The sequence below is a fragment of the Streptomyces sp. NPDC032721 genome, assembly GCF_055579625.1.
Genome location: NZ_JBVIMX010000009.1, coordinates 1 through 13,800 on the forward strand (window position 1 = coordinate 1; position 13,800 = coordinate 13,800).

Annotated in this window: 13 protein-coding genes and 2 pseudogenes; 11 read left to right on the plus strand and 4 right to left on the minus strand. The window is 70.7% G+C overall.

The window, feature by feature from the left end; translation table 11 throughout:
* Nucleotides 1-552: 552 nt before the first annotated feature.
* Complete coding sequence (locus tag ACZ5PB_RS19480) at nucleotides 553-792, minus strand: DUF5133 domain-containing protein (RefSeq protein ID WP_468692707.1); 240 nt, start codon at nucleotides 790-792, stop codon at nucleotides 553-555.
* Nucleotides 793-1,063: 271 nt separating this feature from the next.
* Nucleotides 1,064-1,513, minus strand: a complete 450-nt coding sequence (locus ACZ5PB_RS19485; RefSeq protein WP_468693257.1) for an SRPBCC family protein — start codon at nucleotides 1,511-1,513, stop codon at nucleotides 1,064-1,066.
* A 229-nt stretch (nucleotides 1,514-1,742) separates the two neighbouring features.
* On the opposite strand from ACZ5PB_RS19485, the gene ACZ5PB_RS19490 reads away from it, so the two are divergent.
* The 8 genes and pseudogenes from ACZ5PB_RS19490 (at nucleotide 1,743) to ACZ5PB_RS19525 (ending at nucleotide 9,396) form a co-directional block, all read left to right on the plus strand.
* Nucleotides 1,743-2,219 carry a hypothetical protein gene (locus ACZ5PB_RS19490; RefSeq protein ID WP_468692709.1) on the plus strand — a complete coding sequence of 159 codons (477 nt, stop codon included), beginning with the start codon at nucleotides 1,743-1,745 and terminating at the stop codon, nucleotides 2,217-2,219.
* Nucleotides 2,220-2,290: 71 nt separating this feature from the next.
* Nucleotides 2,291-2,412 (plus strand): annotated as a pseudogene (locus tag ACZ5PB_RS19495) (IS5/IS1182 family transposase); the annotation flags it as partial.
* A 143-nt stretch (nucleotides 2,413-2,555) separates the two neighbouring features.
* Nucleotides 2,556-4,073, plus strand: a complete 1,518-nt coding sequence (locus tag ACZ5PB_RS19500; protein WP_468692711.1) for an ABC transporter substrate-binding protein — start codon at nucleotides 2,556-2,558, stop codon at nucleotides 4,071-4,073.
* 13 nt (nucleotides 4,074-4,086) lie between these two features.
* Entirely contained in the window at nucleotides 4,087-5,913 is a 1,827-nt protein-coding gene (locus ACZ5PB_RS19505) for an ABC transporter permease subunit (RefSeq protein ID WP_468692712.1), read from the plus strand.
* A gap of 300 nt (nucleotides 5,914-6,213) precedes the next feature.
* Nucleotides 6,214-7,260, plus strand: a complete 1,047-nt coding sequence (locus tag ACZ5PB_RS19510) for an ABC transporter ATP-binding protein (protein ID WP_468692714.1) — start codon at nucleotides 6,214-6,216, stop codon at nucleotides 7,258-7,260.
* Complete coding sequence (locus tag ACZ5PB_RS19515) at nucleotides 7,257-7,961, plus strand: ABC transporter ATP-binding protein (RefSeq protein ID WP_468692715.1); 705 nt, start codon at nucleotides 7,257-7,259, stop codon at nucleotides 7,959-7,961. The genes ACZ5PB_RS19510 and ACZ5PB_RS19515 overlap by 4 nt, the downstream gene beginning before the upstream one ends.
* The gene (locus ACZ5PB_RS19520) at nucleotides 7,958-9,244 is read left to right on the plus strand and encodes an MFS transporter (RefSeq protein WP_468692717.1); all 1,287 of its coding nucleotides are present in this window, start codon (nucleotides 7,958-7,960) and stop codon (nucleotides 9,242-9,244) included. The genes ACZ5PB_RS19515 and ACZ5PB_RS19520 overlap by 4 nt, the downstream gene beginning before the upstream one ends.
* On the plus strand, nucleotides 9,241-9,396 hold the full coding sequence (locus tag ACZ5PB_RS19525; RefSeq protein WP_468692720.1) for a hypothetical protein: 156 nt from the start codon (nucleotides 9,241-9,243) through the stop codon (nucleotides 9,394-9,396). Before ACZ5PB_RS19520 ends, ACZ5PB_RS19525 begins: the two co-directional genes overlap by 4 nt.
* Nucleotides 9,397-9,586: 190 nt before the next feature.
* On the opposite strand, the gene ACZ5PB_RS19530 is transcribed toward ACZ5PB_RS19525, so the two are convergent.
* Nucleotides 9,587-9,967, minus strand: coding sequence for a hypothetical protein (locus ACZ5PB_RS19530; RefSeq protein ID WP_468692722.1), 381 nt, complete (start codon nucleotides 9,965-9,967; stop codon nucleotides 9,587-9,589).
* 211 nt (nucleotides 9,968-10,178) lie between these two features.
* Between ACZ5PB_RS19530 and ACZ5PB_RS19535 the strand changes: the two genes are divergently transcribed.
* The 3 genes and pseudogenes from ACZ5PB_RS19535 to ACZ5PB_RS19545 form a co-directional block, all read left to right on the plus strand.
* Nucleotides 10,179-10,586, plus strand: a complete 408-nt coding sequence (locus ACZ5PB_RS19535; RefSeq protein ID WP_468692724.1) for a VOC family protein — start codon at nucleotides 10,179-10,181, stop codon at nucleotides 10,584-10,586.
* Nucleotides 10,587-11,283: 697 nt separating this feature from the next.
* A complete protein-coding gene (locus tag ACZ5PB_RS19540) occupies nucleotides 11,284-11,655 on the plus strand; it encodes an ANTAR domain-containing protein (protein ID WP_468693258.1) in 372 nt (123 codons plus the stop codon).
* Nucleotides 11,656-11,774: 119 nt separating this feature from the next.
* Nucleotides 11,775-12,570, plus strand: a pseudogene (locus tag ACZ5PB_RS19545) (IS5 family transposase); the annotation flags it as partial.
* 27 nt (nucleotides 12,571-12,597) lie between these two features.
* On the opposite strand, the gene ACZ5PB_RS19550 reads toward ACZ5PB_RS19545, so the two are convergent.
* Nucleotides 12,598-13,506 carry an ADP-ribosylglycohydrolase family protein gene (locus tag ACZ5PB_RS19550; protein WP_468692727.1) on the minus strand — a complete coding sequence of 303 codons (909 nt, stop codon included), beginning with the start codon at nucleotides 13,504-13,506 and terminating at the stop codon, nucleotides 12,598-12,600.
* Nucleotides 13,507-13,800: the final 294 nt, after the last annotated feature.

The window sequence follows — 13,800 nt, forward strand, 5'->3', positions numbered from 1 at the left end:
ACCCCGTGAAGTCCACGCTGACCACGAGCAGTTGCGACTCGTCGCGTAAATTCAACGGTCAAGTACCTGTCCGGGAACTTCGAGGCACCTCAGGGGCCCCGTACCGACGCCGACCCTCCGGTTCCTGAGCCGGACCGCCCTGCCCCGCGGACAGGACGGCTCCGTGTCCTGTGGAGACGTGTCCTCGCCATGAACGCGGCCAACAAGATCGCACTGGGCGCCTGGGCCCTGGGCGGCGTGACGTTCGTGGTTCCCTGGCGCCAGCGGGTCCTTGAGCGGCTGCGTGGTCTGGAGGCCGTGTTCGTCGTCGCCCTCGCGCTGCTGATCGGCGATTCCCTGATGGCCAACGGCGCGGCTGCCGAGGAGACGGTCGCGCGGCGCCCGGCCTCGTGGCCGCATTCGCTTCCTGCGCAGAGCTTGCTCGCCCTTGGCTACGGCCGGAGCGCGGGACCATCAGGGACAGAGGGTGTGGAGGCCGGAGGTCGCCGAGGATTCCTTGGGTGGGTTCCTTGGTACGAGGAGTCCGGCACGCTGCCGGCGCTGTCCCGATGTTCAGGCCGCAAGGGTGGTGGAATCCGCCTCATCGGCAGCCGTTGCCGCGGGCTGGAGGATCAGGTCGGCCACAGCGAGGGCTTCTTCGATGTACGAGGTTCCGGTCAGCACGCACAGGGTGTACGACACGTCCTCCAAGGTGCGGCGGGCACTCTCGCCCGGCTTGCTCTCCGCAGTGATGCGGGCTTCGGCGTAGCGGGCGAGTAACGGGCGCAGGACCTGAGGACTGGGAATGATCATGACTGGGCTGCCTTTCACTGGCCGGCGGCACAGCGTGCCGGGGAACCTCACCGTCGACCACATGAGTTGCCCCGTTCCCCCTTTTCATGCGCACCCGCAAGCAGCTGAACCACAATCAGCGCGTCCGGCCGCCACCGGTGGCGTGGCCCCAGAACCACGCAATGGCGCAGCCCCCGCACCATTGCGTGCGGGGGCTGCGCCGGTCTTCTGCGGTTGCGGGCGTACATGGGCGCCCCCGGCGATCGAGTGCGGGCGTGGCGGAAGCCGGAGGTCAGACCTGGCCGCGCCAGGCACCGGTCTCGTGGCCGCGTTCCTCGATGAACGTCTTGAACCGCTTCAGATCACCCGTGACCTGCCGCTTGACGACGCCGAGCTTGTCGCCGACGTTCTCCGCCAAGCCCTCGGGGTCGTAGTCGAGTTGCAGCATCACCTTCGTCCGCTTCTCGTCCAGCCGGTGGAAGGTGACCACACCCGCCTGCTTGACCTCGTCGCCGAGCGCCTTCCACGCGATGCGTTCGTCGGGGATCTGCTCCGTGACCTCGGCGTCGAACTCCCGGCTCACGCCGCCGATCTTGGTGACCCAGTGGGTCAGTTTGTCGGTGCGCTGCTCGATCCGCTCCACGCCGTCCATGAACTGGGGGAACGACTCGAACTGGGTCCACTGGTCGTAGACGGTACGCACCGGAACTTCGACCTCGACGGACTCCTCGACCTTCGACACAGTCACTCCATCCTTCCTCGTCGTCTTCGGCCCGGTAGTGGCACCGGCCCGGATCCGGAGGGGCTGCCTCACCCTCCGCTGCGATGCCAGTGCCCGCATCCGCCTCTTTCATGAACCCTTTGGTCCGTAAAAGTCCGCGAGGGCGAAATCGGGACGCCCTGCCCCGAGGTCGACGCGGGCATACGAGTCCGAGCGGGTAGCCATTGGCTGTGGGGGCACTCGGGGTGCCATGCACGGACAACATGCGCGTCCCACTCGGAGCACTCTGTTCGGCCGGGCCCTGACAGTCGGGACGACACCGCCCGCCTGTAGCGGCGCCAGGCACTCCCGCCGTGACCGGCTCGGCCTGCGGCTGCGCCGCCGCCTTCTCGCCTACAGGGCCATCGAGTTCCTGCCCACGCACCTCCCGGACGGCCCCGGCCCGGGCGAGGAGTGTCTGCTCCTGGTGCACATCCGCAAGGTCGTCGGCCAAGTCCAGTACCGGATCTGCACGGAATGCACCCAGGGTGTCATCACCGCCGTCGTCATCGACGAACACTTCCACAGCACCGGCTTGGGCACCCGTGCGCTCTCCCACCTGCGCTCCCGCCACCCGGAACTCACCTGGCGCAGCACGCTGCGCCAACGTACTACCCGCGATCTCCTGCGCCGGATGCGCATCCCCACCGTCTTCTCGGCCACCCCCTGCTCCCACCCGCACGGCTGAGGGGTGCTCGGCATGATCCGTTCCGGAGAGTGTCTGAGCAAGATGTGCAGGCTGCGGAACCACGACCCAGCCAGACCGGACTACCGGCCTGGCAGGAAGTCCACGACACCTCCCCCCGCGAGGTTCGCGCCCGGGTCGAGCACGCCTTCGCCCGCATGAACACCTGAAGATTCTCCGCGGCTGCCGCCTGAGGCAGCTTCAGCGCGGCAGGTGTCGGCAGGCGTCGGCAGGTTTATGAAAATGATTGTCATTATGCTACGGTCCTGGCACCGCCGCCCCTCGCCGCGTCTTTACCCCCCCTGCCTCCCTGGCCTGCGTCGATGAATGAAGGTTCACGTGCACCTCCCTCCCCCCGCCCGGATATCCCGCCGCAGCGTCCTGGCCGCCATAGCCGTCGTGGCCGGCTCCGCCACGCTCACCGGCTGCTTCTCCGGCAGCGCCACCGAAAGCGCGGGGTCCGGTTCGTCCGGCAAGCGCATCCGCGTCGCGCACATGCAGCCGCCGCGCTCCGGTCTGTCCCCGCTGTCGGACGACGCGTTCAAGCTGTCCCGCTGGGCGACGGCCGAGACGCTGGTACGGCTCGACGCCGACGGTGGCGCGAAGCCGCTGCTTTCCACCAAGTGGCGTCAGAGCGGGCGGACTTGGACGTTCGAGATCCGTGATGGCGTCACCTTCCACGACGGTACGAAGCTGACGGCCAAAGACGTCGTACGGTCCCTGCAGACCGCCGCAACCGCCGCCCCCAAGCCACGCATCCTGGACGGAGTGGACCTGACGGTGCTGGCCACCGGCCCGCACACCGTCACGGTGACCACCGGCGAGGAGGACCCGCTGGTCCCGCAGCGCCTCAGCTCGCCGCAGCTTTCGGTCCTCGCGAAGAAGGCGTACAGCGGGAAGACGGTGAACCCGCTCGGTGCGGGGACCGGCCCCTTCGAGCTGGTCAAGGTGATGGGCACGTCGTCGGCGACGCTCGACCGCTACGAGAGGTACTGGGGCGGCAGGGCCAAGGCGGCCGGCATCGACGCGACGTTCGTCCCCGACGGCACCGCGCGCTCCGCGTCCCTGCGCGCCGGGGAAGCCGACGTGGTCGAGGCGGTCCCCGTCTCCCAGGCGTCCCTCCTGGACGAGAAGTTGATCACCGAGGTGCCGATGCCGCGCACCAACACGCTGTACCTGAACACCTCGTCGGGGCCGTTCCGCAGTGCCGCGCTGCGGGCCGCCGCGCGCGAGGCGATCGACGCGAAGACCCTCGTGAAGAGCGTGTACGAGGGCCGGGCCGACGTCGCCGACGGGCTGCTCGGACCGGCACTGCCGTGGGCCGCACAACTGCGCGGCGACGTGGCACGCGCGAAGGCGGGCAAGCCCGACGGGGCCGAGATCACCATCGGCACCTTCACCGACCGGGCCGAACTGCCCGAGGTGGCCCAGCTGTTGCAGCAGCAGCTGAAGAAGGCCGGGTTCAAGGTCACGCTCGACGTACGGGAGTACGCGAACATCGAGGCGGACGCGCTGGCGGGCAAGTTCGACGCGTTCATCCTGTCGCGGGCGACCGTGCTCGACTCCGGCGACCCTGCCGCGTACCTCTACAGCGACTTCGCCTCGGACGGTTCCTTCAACATCGCGCAGTTGAAAAACGCGGGTGTGGACAGCGTCCTCGGCACGGCGGCCTCGACCGCTTCCGGTGCGGCGCGCCGCCGTGCGGTGATGCGGGGCGAGGCGGCCGTGCTGGCCACGGACGCGGCGATCCCGCTGCTGCACGAGCGGGTGATCCAGGGCGACGCCCCGGGGGTGCGCGGGGTGGCACACGACCCGCGCGAGCGCGAACTGATCACTGTGAACACCTACGTCGGCTGAGGTTCTCCGCGTCATGAAGGTGTGGATCAGCAGGGCGGCCGGGCTCGCGGCCGTCGTCGTACTGGTGGGGCTCCTGCCCTGGCTCTCGGGCAAGGACCCGGCGCTGAGCCTGCTGCGCGCCCGCAGTGCGGAGCAGGAACCGACGCGGGAGGCGCTGGAGGCGATCCGCCGCGAGATCGGGCTGGACGCCGGGCCGCCCGGGCTGCTCGGGCAGTGGGCCGCGCGCGCGGTCCGCGGCGACCTGGGGGTGTCCTGGGCATCGGGCGCGGAGGTACTACCGACGGTGGTGTCCGGGCTGGCGGTCTCGCTCGCGCTCATGGGAGCCGCGTTCGTCGTGGCGCTGGTGGTCGGCTCGGCGCTGGTGCTGCCGACCGTGCGGCGCGGACGCCGTACCTCGGGCGCGGTGGCGGCGGTCTTCGGGGCGCTCCCGGAGTTCCTGCTGGCCACCCTGCTGCTGATCGTGGCGGGGGTGTGGCTCGGCTGGCTGCCCACCTCGGGATGGGCCGGGCCCGCCGACATGGTGCTGCCCGCGCTCGCACTCGGCGTGCCGGGAGGCGCGCTGCTCGGCCGGCTGGTCGCCGACGCGCTTCCCGCCGTGCTCGACGAGCGGTGGGTGCAGCTGTGGCGCGGGGCCGGGGTCACCCACCGCGGCATCACCGCCGCCGCACTGAATCGGGCACTGCCCCCGCTGGTCCCGCAGTTCGGCATGGTGGCCGTCGGCCTGACCGGCGGCGCGGTCGCGGTCGAGACGATCTTCGCGATCCCCGGTATCGGCCGTACGTCGCTGGGGGCGGCGAAATCGCAGGACGTACCACTGCTGCAGGGCTGCGTTCTCGCTCTGCTGCTGCTCGGCCTCGCCGTGGGCGCGGCGGCGGCACTGCTGCGGCGCAGGATGCTCGGCCCGGGGCTGCGCGACGCGGGGCTCACGCTGCCGCCCACCCGCCCGGTGCGCGTACCGAGGGCGGTCCCCGTCGCCCTCGCGGTTCCACTCGTGACAGTGATCGTCTGGGGCCTGTTGCGCGACCCGTACACCGTCCACCCCGACCTGCGCCTCGCCGCCCCCTCGTGGGCGCACCCGCTGGGCATGGACGCGCTCGGCCGGGACGTGCTCGCTCGGCTCGGGCACGGCGCGGCGACCACGGTCGGCACGGCGCTGGCGGTCTGCGTCCTGTCGTACGCGATCGGACTCGCTCTGGGCTTCCTGCCCTCTCTCGCCACGGGTCTGTCGGACATCGCGAACGCGCTGCCCCCGGTGATCGTCGGCATCCTGGTCGCCGCGGCGGCCGGACCCGGCGCCGGTGGGGCGGCGGTCGCGGTGGCGCTGATCTCCTGGCCACCACTGGCCGCGCACGCGGCGGCGCTGGTCCATGAGACGCGGGCCTCGGGATTCCTCCAGGCCCAGAAGGCGATCGGCGCCTCGCCCACCTGGATCCTGACCCGCCACGTCCTGCCCTCCGTGGCAGCCCCGGTGGCCCGCCACGCGGTGCTGCGCCTGCCCGGTATCGCGCTGGCCCTGGCCGCCCTCGGTTTCCTGGGCCTCGGCGCCCAGCCGCCGTCCCCGGAATGGGGACTGCTCCTCGACGAGTCGGCGGACTACGTGGAACGCGCCCCCGTCCCGGCGCTCGCCCCGGCCGCGGCTCTGTGCCTGCTGGCCGCGCTGGCGGTGTCCCTGTCGGGATACGCGCAAGGGCGACCGGGCGGTCGTAGTCGCCTGCGCGGCGGCCTCCCCCTCCTGCGTCGGGGCACGTCGACGGAAGCCCCCACCCGGCCGGCCACGCCGCCCTCAGCGCCCGCGCCGGTCCCGTCGAGCGCGAACGGAGCTCCTGATAACGGGAGTTGAGTCCGCAACGGCGCCCGCCCGCAACCCCCACCAGCAACCTGCCCGTGCGACGAGGACACGACCGACCCCGCCGTCGCCGTCACACTCCTGTGGCCTGAGCAAGGCCCCACCGCCGCCAACGAAACGTCCCACGCCCGCAGTTGAACCCGCGATCGCTCCCACCCACCACACCGACGGGCGACCCGGCCGCGTGACGCGGGCTGCACACACCCGGTTGGCCACACCCGGTCGGCCACATCCGGTCGACCACACCCGGTCGGCCACACACCCCCCGACCCCATCGCCGCGAAGGGACCTTCGGTGTCCACGCCTGACCACAGCCCTGTCTCCACCCCCAAGTCCCACCCCAAGTCCACGCCCAAGTCCACGCCCAAGTCCACCGCCGTTCCCCTCCTCCGCGTCCGTGACCTGCGCATCGCCTTCGCCGGCGTCGACGTGGTCCGTGGCGTCGACCTTGATGTGCGGCGCGGCGAAGTGCTCGCGCTCGTCGGGGAGTCGGGCGCCGGGAAGTCCCTGACCGCCATGGCCGTACTCAGAATGGCGCCCCGTGAGGCCCGCGTCAGCGGCGACGTACTGCTCGACGGGCAGACCGTCGGGCCCGGCGACCGGGGGCGGCGCATCTCGCTCGTACCACAGGACGCGCTCTCCGCTCTGTCGCCCGTGCACACCGTCGGCGACCAACTCGGCCGCGCCCTGCGCTCCGTGAGCCCCGAGCTTTCCCGGCGCGACGTACGGGCCCGGGCCGCCGCCGCCCTGGACCGGGTCGGGATCGCGGCAGCCAAGGCATCGGCGTATCCGCACGAGTTCTCCGGCGGAATGCGGCAGCGCGCCGTGATCGCCATGGCAATGATCAACGAGCCCGATCTCGTCGTCGCCGACGAGCCGACCACCGCGCTCGACCCGAAGACGCAGGAGCAGGTTCTCAGCGTGCTCACCGAGCAGCGGGCCGCCACCGGCGCCGCGCTGCTCCTCGTCTCCCACGACCTGGGCACCGTACGCCAGCACGCCGACCGGACCGCCGTCATGTACGCCGGGCGCATCACCGAAATCGCCCCCACCCACCGCCTGATCGCCGACCCCCGCGCGCCCTACACCGCCGGACTGCTCGCCGCCCTGCCCGGTGAGGGCGTCCGCCAAGTCCCCCACAAGTCCCGGCTGCCCGTCATCCCCGGCCAGCCACCCGCCCCCGGCACGATGCCGCCCGGCTGCGCCTTCGCCCCGCGCTGCGCGCACGCCGTCGACCGCTGCCGCACCGAACTCCCCGAGCCCCGCCCCCTCGGCCACGACCGCGTCCTGGCCTGCCACCGGAACCTGGACCGCACCGCCCTGCTGAAGGCAACCGCATGACCACCGCGACCCCGACGCCCGCCCCTCCCCTCCTCGACGTCCGCGATCTCGTCATCCGTCACGGTGCGACCACCGTCGTCGACGGCGCCTCCTTCCACATCGGCAGGGGCGAGACCGTCGGGCTCATCGGCCCCTCCGGCTGCGGCAAATCCTCCACCGTCAACGCAGTACTGCAACTGCGCCGCCCCCAGGGCGGGCAGGTGCTCTTCGAGGGCCGCGACCTCACCCGGGTCCGCGAACGCGAGCTGCGCACGACCGTCCGGCCGCGCATCCAGCCCGTGCTCCAGGACCCCTACGGCTCGTTCAGCCCGCGCAAGCCGCTGCGCGAGCAGATCGCCGAACCGCTGAAGGTGCAGGGCCGCTGGTCCCGTACGACCGGCCCGGGGCGGGTCGCCGAACTTCTGCACCAGGTCGGCCTCGACGCCTCTCTCGGCGACCGGCTCCCGCCCGAACTCTCCGGAGGCCAGTGCCAGCGCGCAGGCATCGCCCGCGCCCTCGCCTCGGACCCGGTACTCCTTCTCCTCGACGAGCCCGTCTCCGCCCTCGACCCGTCGCTGCGCGCCAGCATCCTCAACCTGCTCCTCGACCTCCAGGAACAGCTCGGCCTCGGCTACCTGTTCATCTGCCACGACCTCGCAGTGGTCCGCCACTTCTCGGACCGCGTCCTGGCGTTGTCCGGCGGACGGACCGTCCCCGCGTGACAGCCCTCGCCCGCCTTCTCGTCTGCAGCCAGTTCGCCTTCAACATCGGTTTCTTCGCCGTACTGCCCCATCTCGCCGACCACTTGAGCTCCGGACTCGGCCTCGGCGGCGCCCTGGTGGGCCTCGTCCTCGGTCTGCGGACCTTCTCCCAGCAGGGCATGTTCGTCGTCGGCGGCGCCCTCACCGACCGCTACGGCCCGCGCCCGCCGGTCCTCGTCGGGTGCGCGCTGCGCGTCGCCGGGTTCGTCTGGCTCGCGTACGCCGATGCCGCCTGGTCGGTCATCGGAGCGGTGATGCTCATCGGGTTCGCGGCCGCGCTGTTCTCCCCGGCGGTCGAGTCGGAGATTGCCCGCGAGGCACTTCGCATCGAGCGGGCGGGCGGCCCCGCCCGCACCCGGGTGCTCGCCAAGTTCTCCGCGGGCGGCCAGGCCGGAGCGCTGATCGGGCCCGTGCTGGGCGCGGCGCTCCTGTACGGCGGATTCCGCGCGGCATGCCTCGCCGGCGCGGCGGTGTTCACGCTCGTCCTGGCCGCTCACGCGCGCCTGATGCCACGCGGCGCCCCGCACGTCAGCCGCTCGCCCCTCACCCGCTCACCCCTCACCCTGCGCCCCGTCCTCACCCACCGCCCCTTCCTCCTCCTCGCCCTCGCCTATTCCGCCTACCTCCTCGCCTACAACCAGCTCTATCTCGCTCTGCCCGCCGAACTCGACCGTGCCACCGGTTCGCAGGCCGCGCTCGGCTGGCTGTTCGCGCTCTCCTCGGCCTTGGTCGTCTTCGGCCAGATACCCGTAGAACGGTTCGCCTCGGCCCGCCTCGGCCTCGCGTGGCCCGCGATGCTCCAGGCCGGACTGCTGCTGCTCGGCGCCGCGTTCGCCGCGACGGCGGCGCTGCGTCCGCTAGGTGGCCTGTGGCCCGCGACCGCGTTCGTGGTGCTGCTCACGCTCGGCCAGATGCTGGTGGTCCCAGCAGCGCGGGCGGGCGTCACCGCGCTGGTGGCGGAGGAACGCCTCGGCCTGTTCACGGGTGCGCTGTCGTCGGTCTCCGGCCTGGTCGTGCTGGCGGGCAGCGTCCCCGTAGGCGCCCTGCTGGACACGGACGGCCCGGCGCCGTGGCTGATCCTTGCCACGGTGCCGGTGCTGGGACTCCTTCTGATACGGCCTCTTGCAGATGCTCCGCGACCAGGAGAAGACCCGCCACGGCTCACGGCCTCGGCTCCCGTTGGCCAACCGGGGCACACGAAGTGGCGCCGTGGCGTGAGGACATCGAGAAGAAGATCCCGGTGATCCCCGACGCGCGGCCCGTCATCGTGCTGTGCGGAGTCATCCAGAGCCACGGCGGCGGGGCGCCCCACCTGATCTGTGGCACCGCCGCCGACGACGGTCTCGGCCGCAGCCGTCCGGTGGGCGGCACCGGGCCGAACTTGGCGCGTTCGTAGCCGGTGTACGCCTGGTAGACCCGGTGGTAGACCCGGCCTCGATTGATCATGCCAGGGCCCGAACAGTGACTCCCCAACACACCGCGCAACGACTCCCAGTCAAAGGCCCTGGTCCACTTCGTGTGGTGCAGGGCCGGGACCTGTGTAACTCAATCGCGAGCCGTCTGTTTGCACCGGCCTGGTGTCCGTCCTACTCAAGGAAGCCCGCTGCGCAGCACGTCGCAAGGGCCGAGGCCGGCAGGACGGCATCGGTGGTGCTCTCGTCATCGAGGCGAGAGGCGTCCACGTCTGCCAGCATGCGGGTGATACGAGAGCGCAGCAGGTGCGGCCACAGTGCCGAGGAGGGCACGGTTGCGGCCGCCGCTTCGTCGCTCGTCGGGTCCACGCCCCGCGCGGCGTCCATGGCCAGGGCGAAGTCTTCGCGCGTCTCCTCCACTTCGACGCGGTCGACCGCGTCTGCCGACGGCTCAGCCCAGAACAGCAGGGCGCCCAGCGCAGTCCCCCGCGGCAGCGTCTCCAGTTGAGGCACCCCCAACGCACGCAGAGCGGCCCTGATCTGATGGGTACTCAACTCCGATACCGGCACTCCCCCACCCACGAGGCGGCCCCTTCTCAGGCGTAGAAGCTACGCGTCCAGTCCGCCCCCGGCCGGTGTCGATACCTCCTCGGGTGCGGATCCTCGATCTCTGCGTCGAGCAGAGCGATGGCCAGCATTCGGATGGTTGTCAGTGCCCGTTGCTACGTTCAAGCCGTTCGAAATCCCTCACGCCAGGGAGCATCAGATGGGATCTCAACTCAACCCGTGCCTCGCCTTCAACGGGAACGCACGGCAGGCGATCGAGTTCTATCAGGACGTCCTCGGCGGCCAGCTGGATATGGGCACCTACGCCGAATACGGCTCGCCGGACGTGCCCCATCCCGACAAGATCATGCACGCCACGCTCCGTACCCCGGACGGCTACACGCTGATGGCGTGGGACGTTCGGGAAGACATGCCTCACACCCCGGGCGACAACGTCGCGGTCTTCCTCGGCGGCGACGACACCAAACTCCGCGACTACTTCGAGAGGTTGTCCGCCGGCGGAACCGTAACGCTGCCCCTGGAGAAGCAGTCGTGGGGTGACGAGGCCGGCTCGCTCGTCGACCAGTTCGGGATCACCTGGATGGTCAACATCACCCGGCACCAATGATCAAACGAAGCGTGTGACTGCAAGACAAAGAGGTCAGCGCCGAAGGACAGTGGCGGGGAGGAGGTGGGGCGCCAGGGTGTCGTTGCCGGAAGGACTTCAGCTACGAGAGGCTGCAGCTCGACGGCGCGTGGAGGAACTTCAGTCTGCGGCAACGAAGTTGGCCGACCAGTTGGAGAGCGCCCGCGAGGACCTGTCGCGTGTTCAGTGGGGACATTCTGTAACCAGCACAGCAGTGGCCACAGAGTACGAGACGCGTGGCGGTGGGCCGGGCGGGCTGGCCCACCGCACCACTCCTCGCCCCCATCTCGACCGCGCCCCCGACACCGGCTCGCCCCCGCGCACCTCACCTTGTACGCCCTCGCCAGTGCGTTGCGCGACGCGGGAATGACCACGGCGGAACTCGTACTACGCCGGCACATCCTCCGGGCAGAGACCCCGGACTCTCGGCGCCGACCACCCCTACACCCTCAACAGCCGCCACAACCTTGCTTTGGCGGAGGCGTGACTGGGGCGGGGCGGCCTTGGTGGCGTCGGCGGGGGGGGTGATCCGCTACCACTCCCAGGCTGCCGGGTGGAACACGGATGCGCCCGCCCCTGGAACGGAGAGAAAACGTCGAGCTTTCCGTAGCCGAGGCCGAACTCGCCGCCCTGCACCAGGAGAACGCCCAGCTGCGAGAGGCCATCGAGCGCCGCCCCCCTGGACGATCTCGCACGCGGCGTCCTCATCTCCGCACACAAGCTGACCGCCGGCCAGGCCTGGGACGTTCTGGTGGAGGTCTCACAGCGGACCAACACCAAACTCCGCGAGATCGCACACCCGATCGTGCTCGGCGCCCACGACCGACCCCTGCCGTCCCCGCGTCGCCACCCAGCTGCGGGCCGCGATCGACGAAGCAGCCCGGCACCTGGGAAGCACCGACGGGCTGCTTTCCCAACCCGTCGGCCCCAGCCCGCCGCAGCGAGCCACTCCCACAAGTACCGCCCCGAGCCAGTAAGCAAACACCGCAGGCACCACCGTCTCGCCAGCCCTGCAGCACAGGCCAAGGCTGCCGCTGACACTCGGCACTGAACGGCCCGGGAGCCGACTCCCTTGGTGATCTTCGTCCGCAGTCGGACGGTCGGCAGAACCAGCTGACTTGGTTCGTGTCCTACTTTGAACCTTTGACGCGCCGCTGAGGCGCGACAGGCGTGGCGCAGCCGAAGCCGTGGGAAGTGGATGACGAGTTATGGGCGGTGGTCGAGCCGCTGGTCCCGACGGTCGAGCGTCGGTACCGACATCCGGGACGCAAACGGCATCCGGACCGACTGGTGTTCCAGGGCATCCTGTTCGTGCTGCACACCGGGATCGCCTGGGAGTACCTGCCACAGCAACTCGGCTTCGGGTCGGGCATGACCTGCTGGCGTCGTCTGGGGGAGTGGACCGAGGCCGGGGTATGGCACCGTCTGCATGAAGTACTGCTCGCCAGGCTGCGCAGCGCGAACGCCTTGGACTTCTCCCGAGCGGTCGTCGACGGCTCCCACATCAGGGCGTCAAAGGGGGAGCCAAGACAGGACGAAGCCCTGTTGACCGGGGCAGAACCGGCAGCAAACAACCCCTGATCACCGATGCCACCGGCATCCCGCTCGCCGCTACCCTCACCGGTGGTAACCACAACGACGTCACCCAGTTGATCCCACTGCTCCAAGCGGTGCCTCCCGTGCGCGGAAAGTACGGCCGGCCCCGGCGCCGTCCCGACACAGTGTTAGGCGACCGCGGTTACGACCACGACAAGTACCGTCGGCTGGTCTGGGGCCTCGGAGTGAGCCAGTGATCGCCCGCCGCGGCACTGAGCACGACTCCGCCCCAGGCACCCAGCGCTGGGTCGTAGAGCGCGCGTTCGCCCACCTGCATTGGTTCCGCCGCCTGCGGATCCATTGGGAGATCCGCGACGACATCCAGGAAGCCTTCCTCGCCCTCGGATGCGCACTCATCTGCTGGCGGCGCCTGAACTCGTCCCGTGAGGAGTCCTTACTACGTCACGACCGGGGGCAGCGGTTCACAGGCCGCGTGCCATGCGCGAGGGAGGGCGGCGACGCCGGTGCGGGCGGCGATGACCCCGCCCGCGATGGCGCAGGTGGTATCGATGTCGCCGCGCCCGTCGACCGTGACCCACAGGCCCTCGTGAAGGTCGTCGAGATGCCCCGCCGCACACCACAGGGCGTACGGGACGGTGTCCGGCCCTGACATCCGGTAGCCGGAGCCCAGGACCTCCGCGGCATGCCGAACAGAGGTGTGTTCCGGCATCCGGGCCGCGATCCGCACTCCCGACCGGACGTCGCTGTCGGTAAGTCGTTCGGCGACTGCCTGAAGGAAGTCCGATCTGGCCGGGGCAGCCCCGCCCCGGCTTCGGGTCGCCAGCGCCGTGGCCAGGGCAACTGCCACTGCTCCGGCGACCGCCTCCGGGTGGTGGTGCGAGACCGCACTCTGACGGGCGGCCTGCTCAGCGGCCACATCGAGATCGGCGCTGTGCCAGGCGCCGAGCGGGGCGGCTCGCATGGCTGCGCCGTTGCCCCAGGAGCCCTGGCCGCCGAACTGTCCAGCGACCACTTCCCGCCAGGGCTCGCCCGCATCGATCCGGCGCAGCACGTCATGCATCGAGGCTCCATAGCCGCGGTGCGTGTCCTCGCTGTAGGCCGCCGCGAGGCGCAGGGCCAAGCGGTCCTGGTCGACGATGCCCCCGCCCTCGACGAGCTCCCGGACGAGAACCAGCGCTTGAGCGGTGTCGTCACTCCACTGCCACAGCGGTTCCGGGGGCAGCGTCCGCGCTTCCAGGGCTGCCGGACCATGCCTGCGCAGGATGCCGAACCAGCGGTCGCCGAAGGCGTCGCCGAACGCGAGGCCCTGCAACGAGTCCCGTACAGCGGTAGGCATGTTGATCATCGGCGCAGTATCGCAGCGCAGTGGCTCTCCCGCACTCCGATTCCGGAGCCGCCAGGCTTCTGCCTGCGGAGCTGTTGGAGATCCAAGAATCCTTCCACGCCCTCCGCTGCGCACTCGTCTGCTGGTCTTTCCGATAGGAGCTCTGAGTCAGCCTGCCCCGGCCCGCTCGGACTTGGCCTGCTGGAGGCGGGAGGAGCCGGCGCCGGTCTCGGTGACGGTGCCGCCGAAGATGAGGCAGTCGATCGCACCCGCGCAGAGCCCAGGACCGGACCCCCGGCAGTACCGAGGACATCG

What these genes read in the sequence shown, in the direction of transcription:
- ACZ5PB_RS19480 (WP_468692707.1), bottom strand. Translation starts at nt 792, where the DNA reads ATGATCATTCCCAGTCCTCAGGTCCTGCGCCCGTTACTCGCCCGCTAC.
- ACZ5PB_RS19490 (WP_468692709.1), top strand. Translation starts at nt 1,743, where the DNA reads ATGCACGGACAACATGCGCGTCCCACTCGGAGCACTCTGTTCGGCCGG.
- ACZ5PB_RS19505 (WP_468692712.1), top strand. Translation starts at nt 4,087, where the DNA reads ATGAAGGTGTGGATCAGCAGGGCGGCCGGGCTCGCGGCCGTCGTCGTA.
- ACZ5PB_RS19515 (WP_468692715.1), top strand. Translation starts at nt 7,257, where the DNA reads ATGACCACCGCGACCCCGACGCCCGCCCCTCCCCTCCTCGACGTCCGC.
- ACZ5PB_RS19535 (WP_468692724.1), top strand. Translation starts at nt 10,179, where the DNA reads ATGGGATCTCAACTCAACCCGTGCCTCGCCTTCAACGGGAACGCACGG.
- ACZ5PB_RS19550 (WP_468692727.1), bottom strand. Translation starts at nt 13,506, where the DNA reads ATGATCAACATGCCTACCGCTGTACGGGACTCGTTGCAGGGCCTCGCG.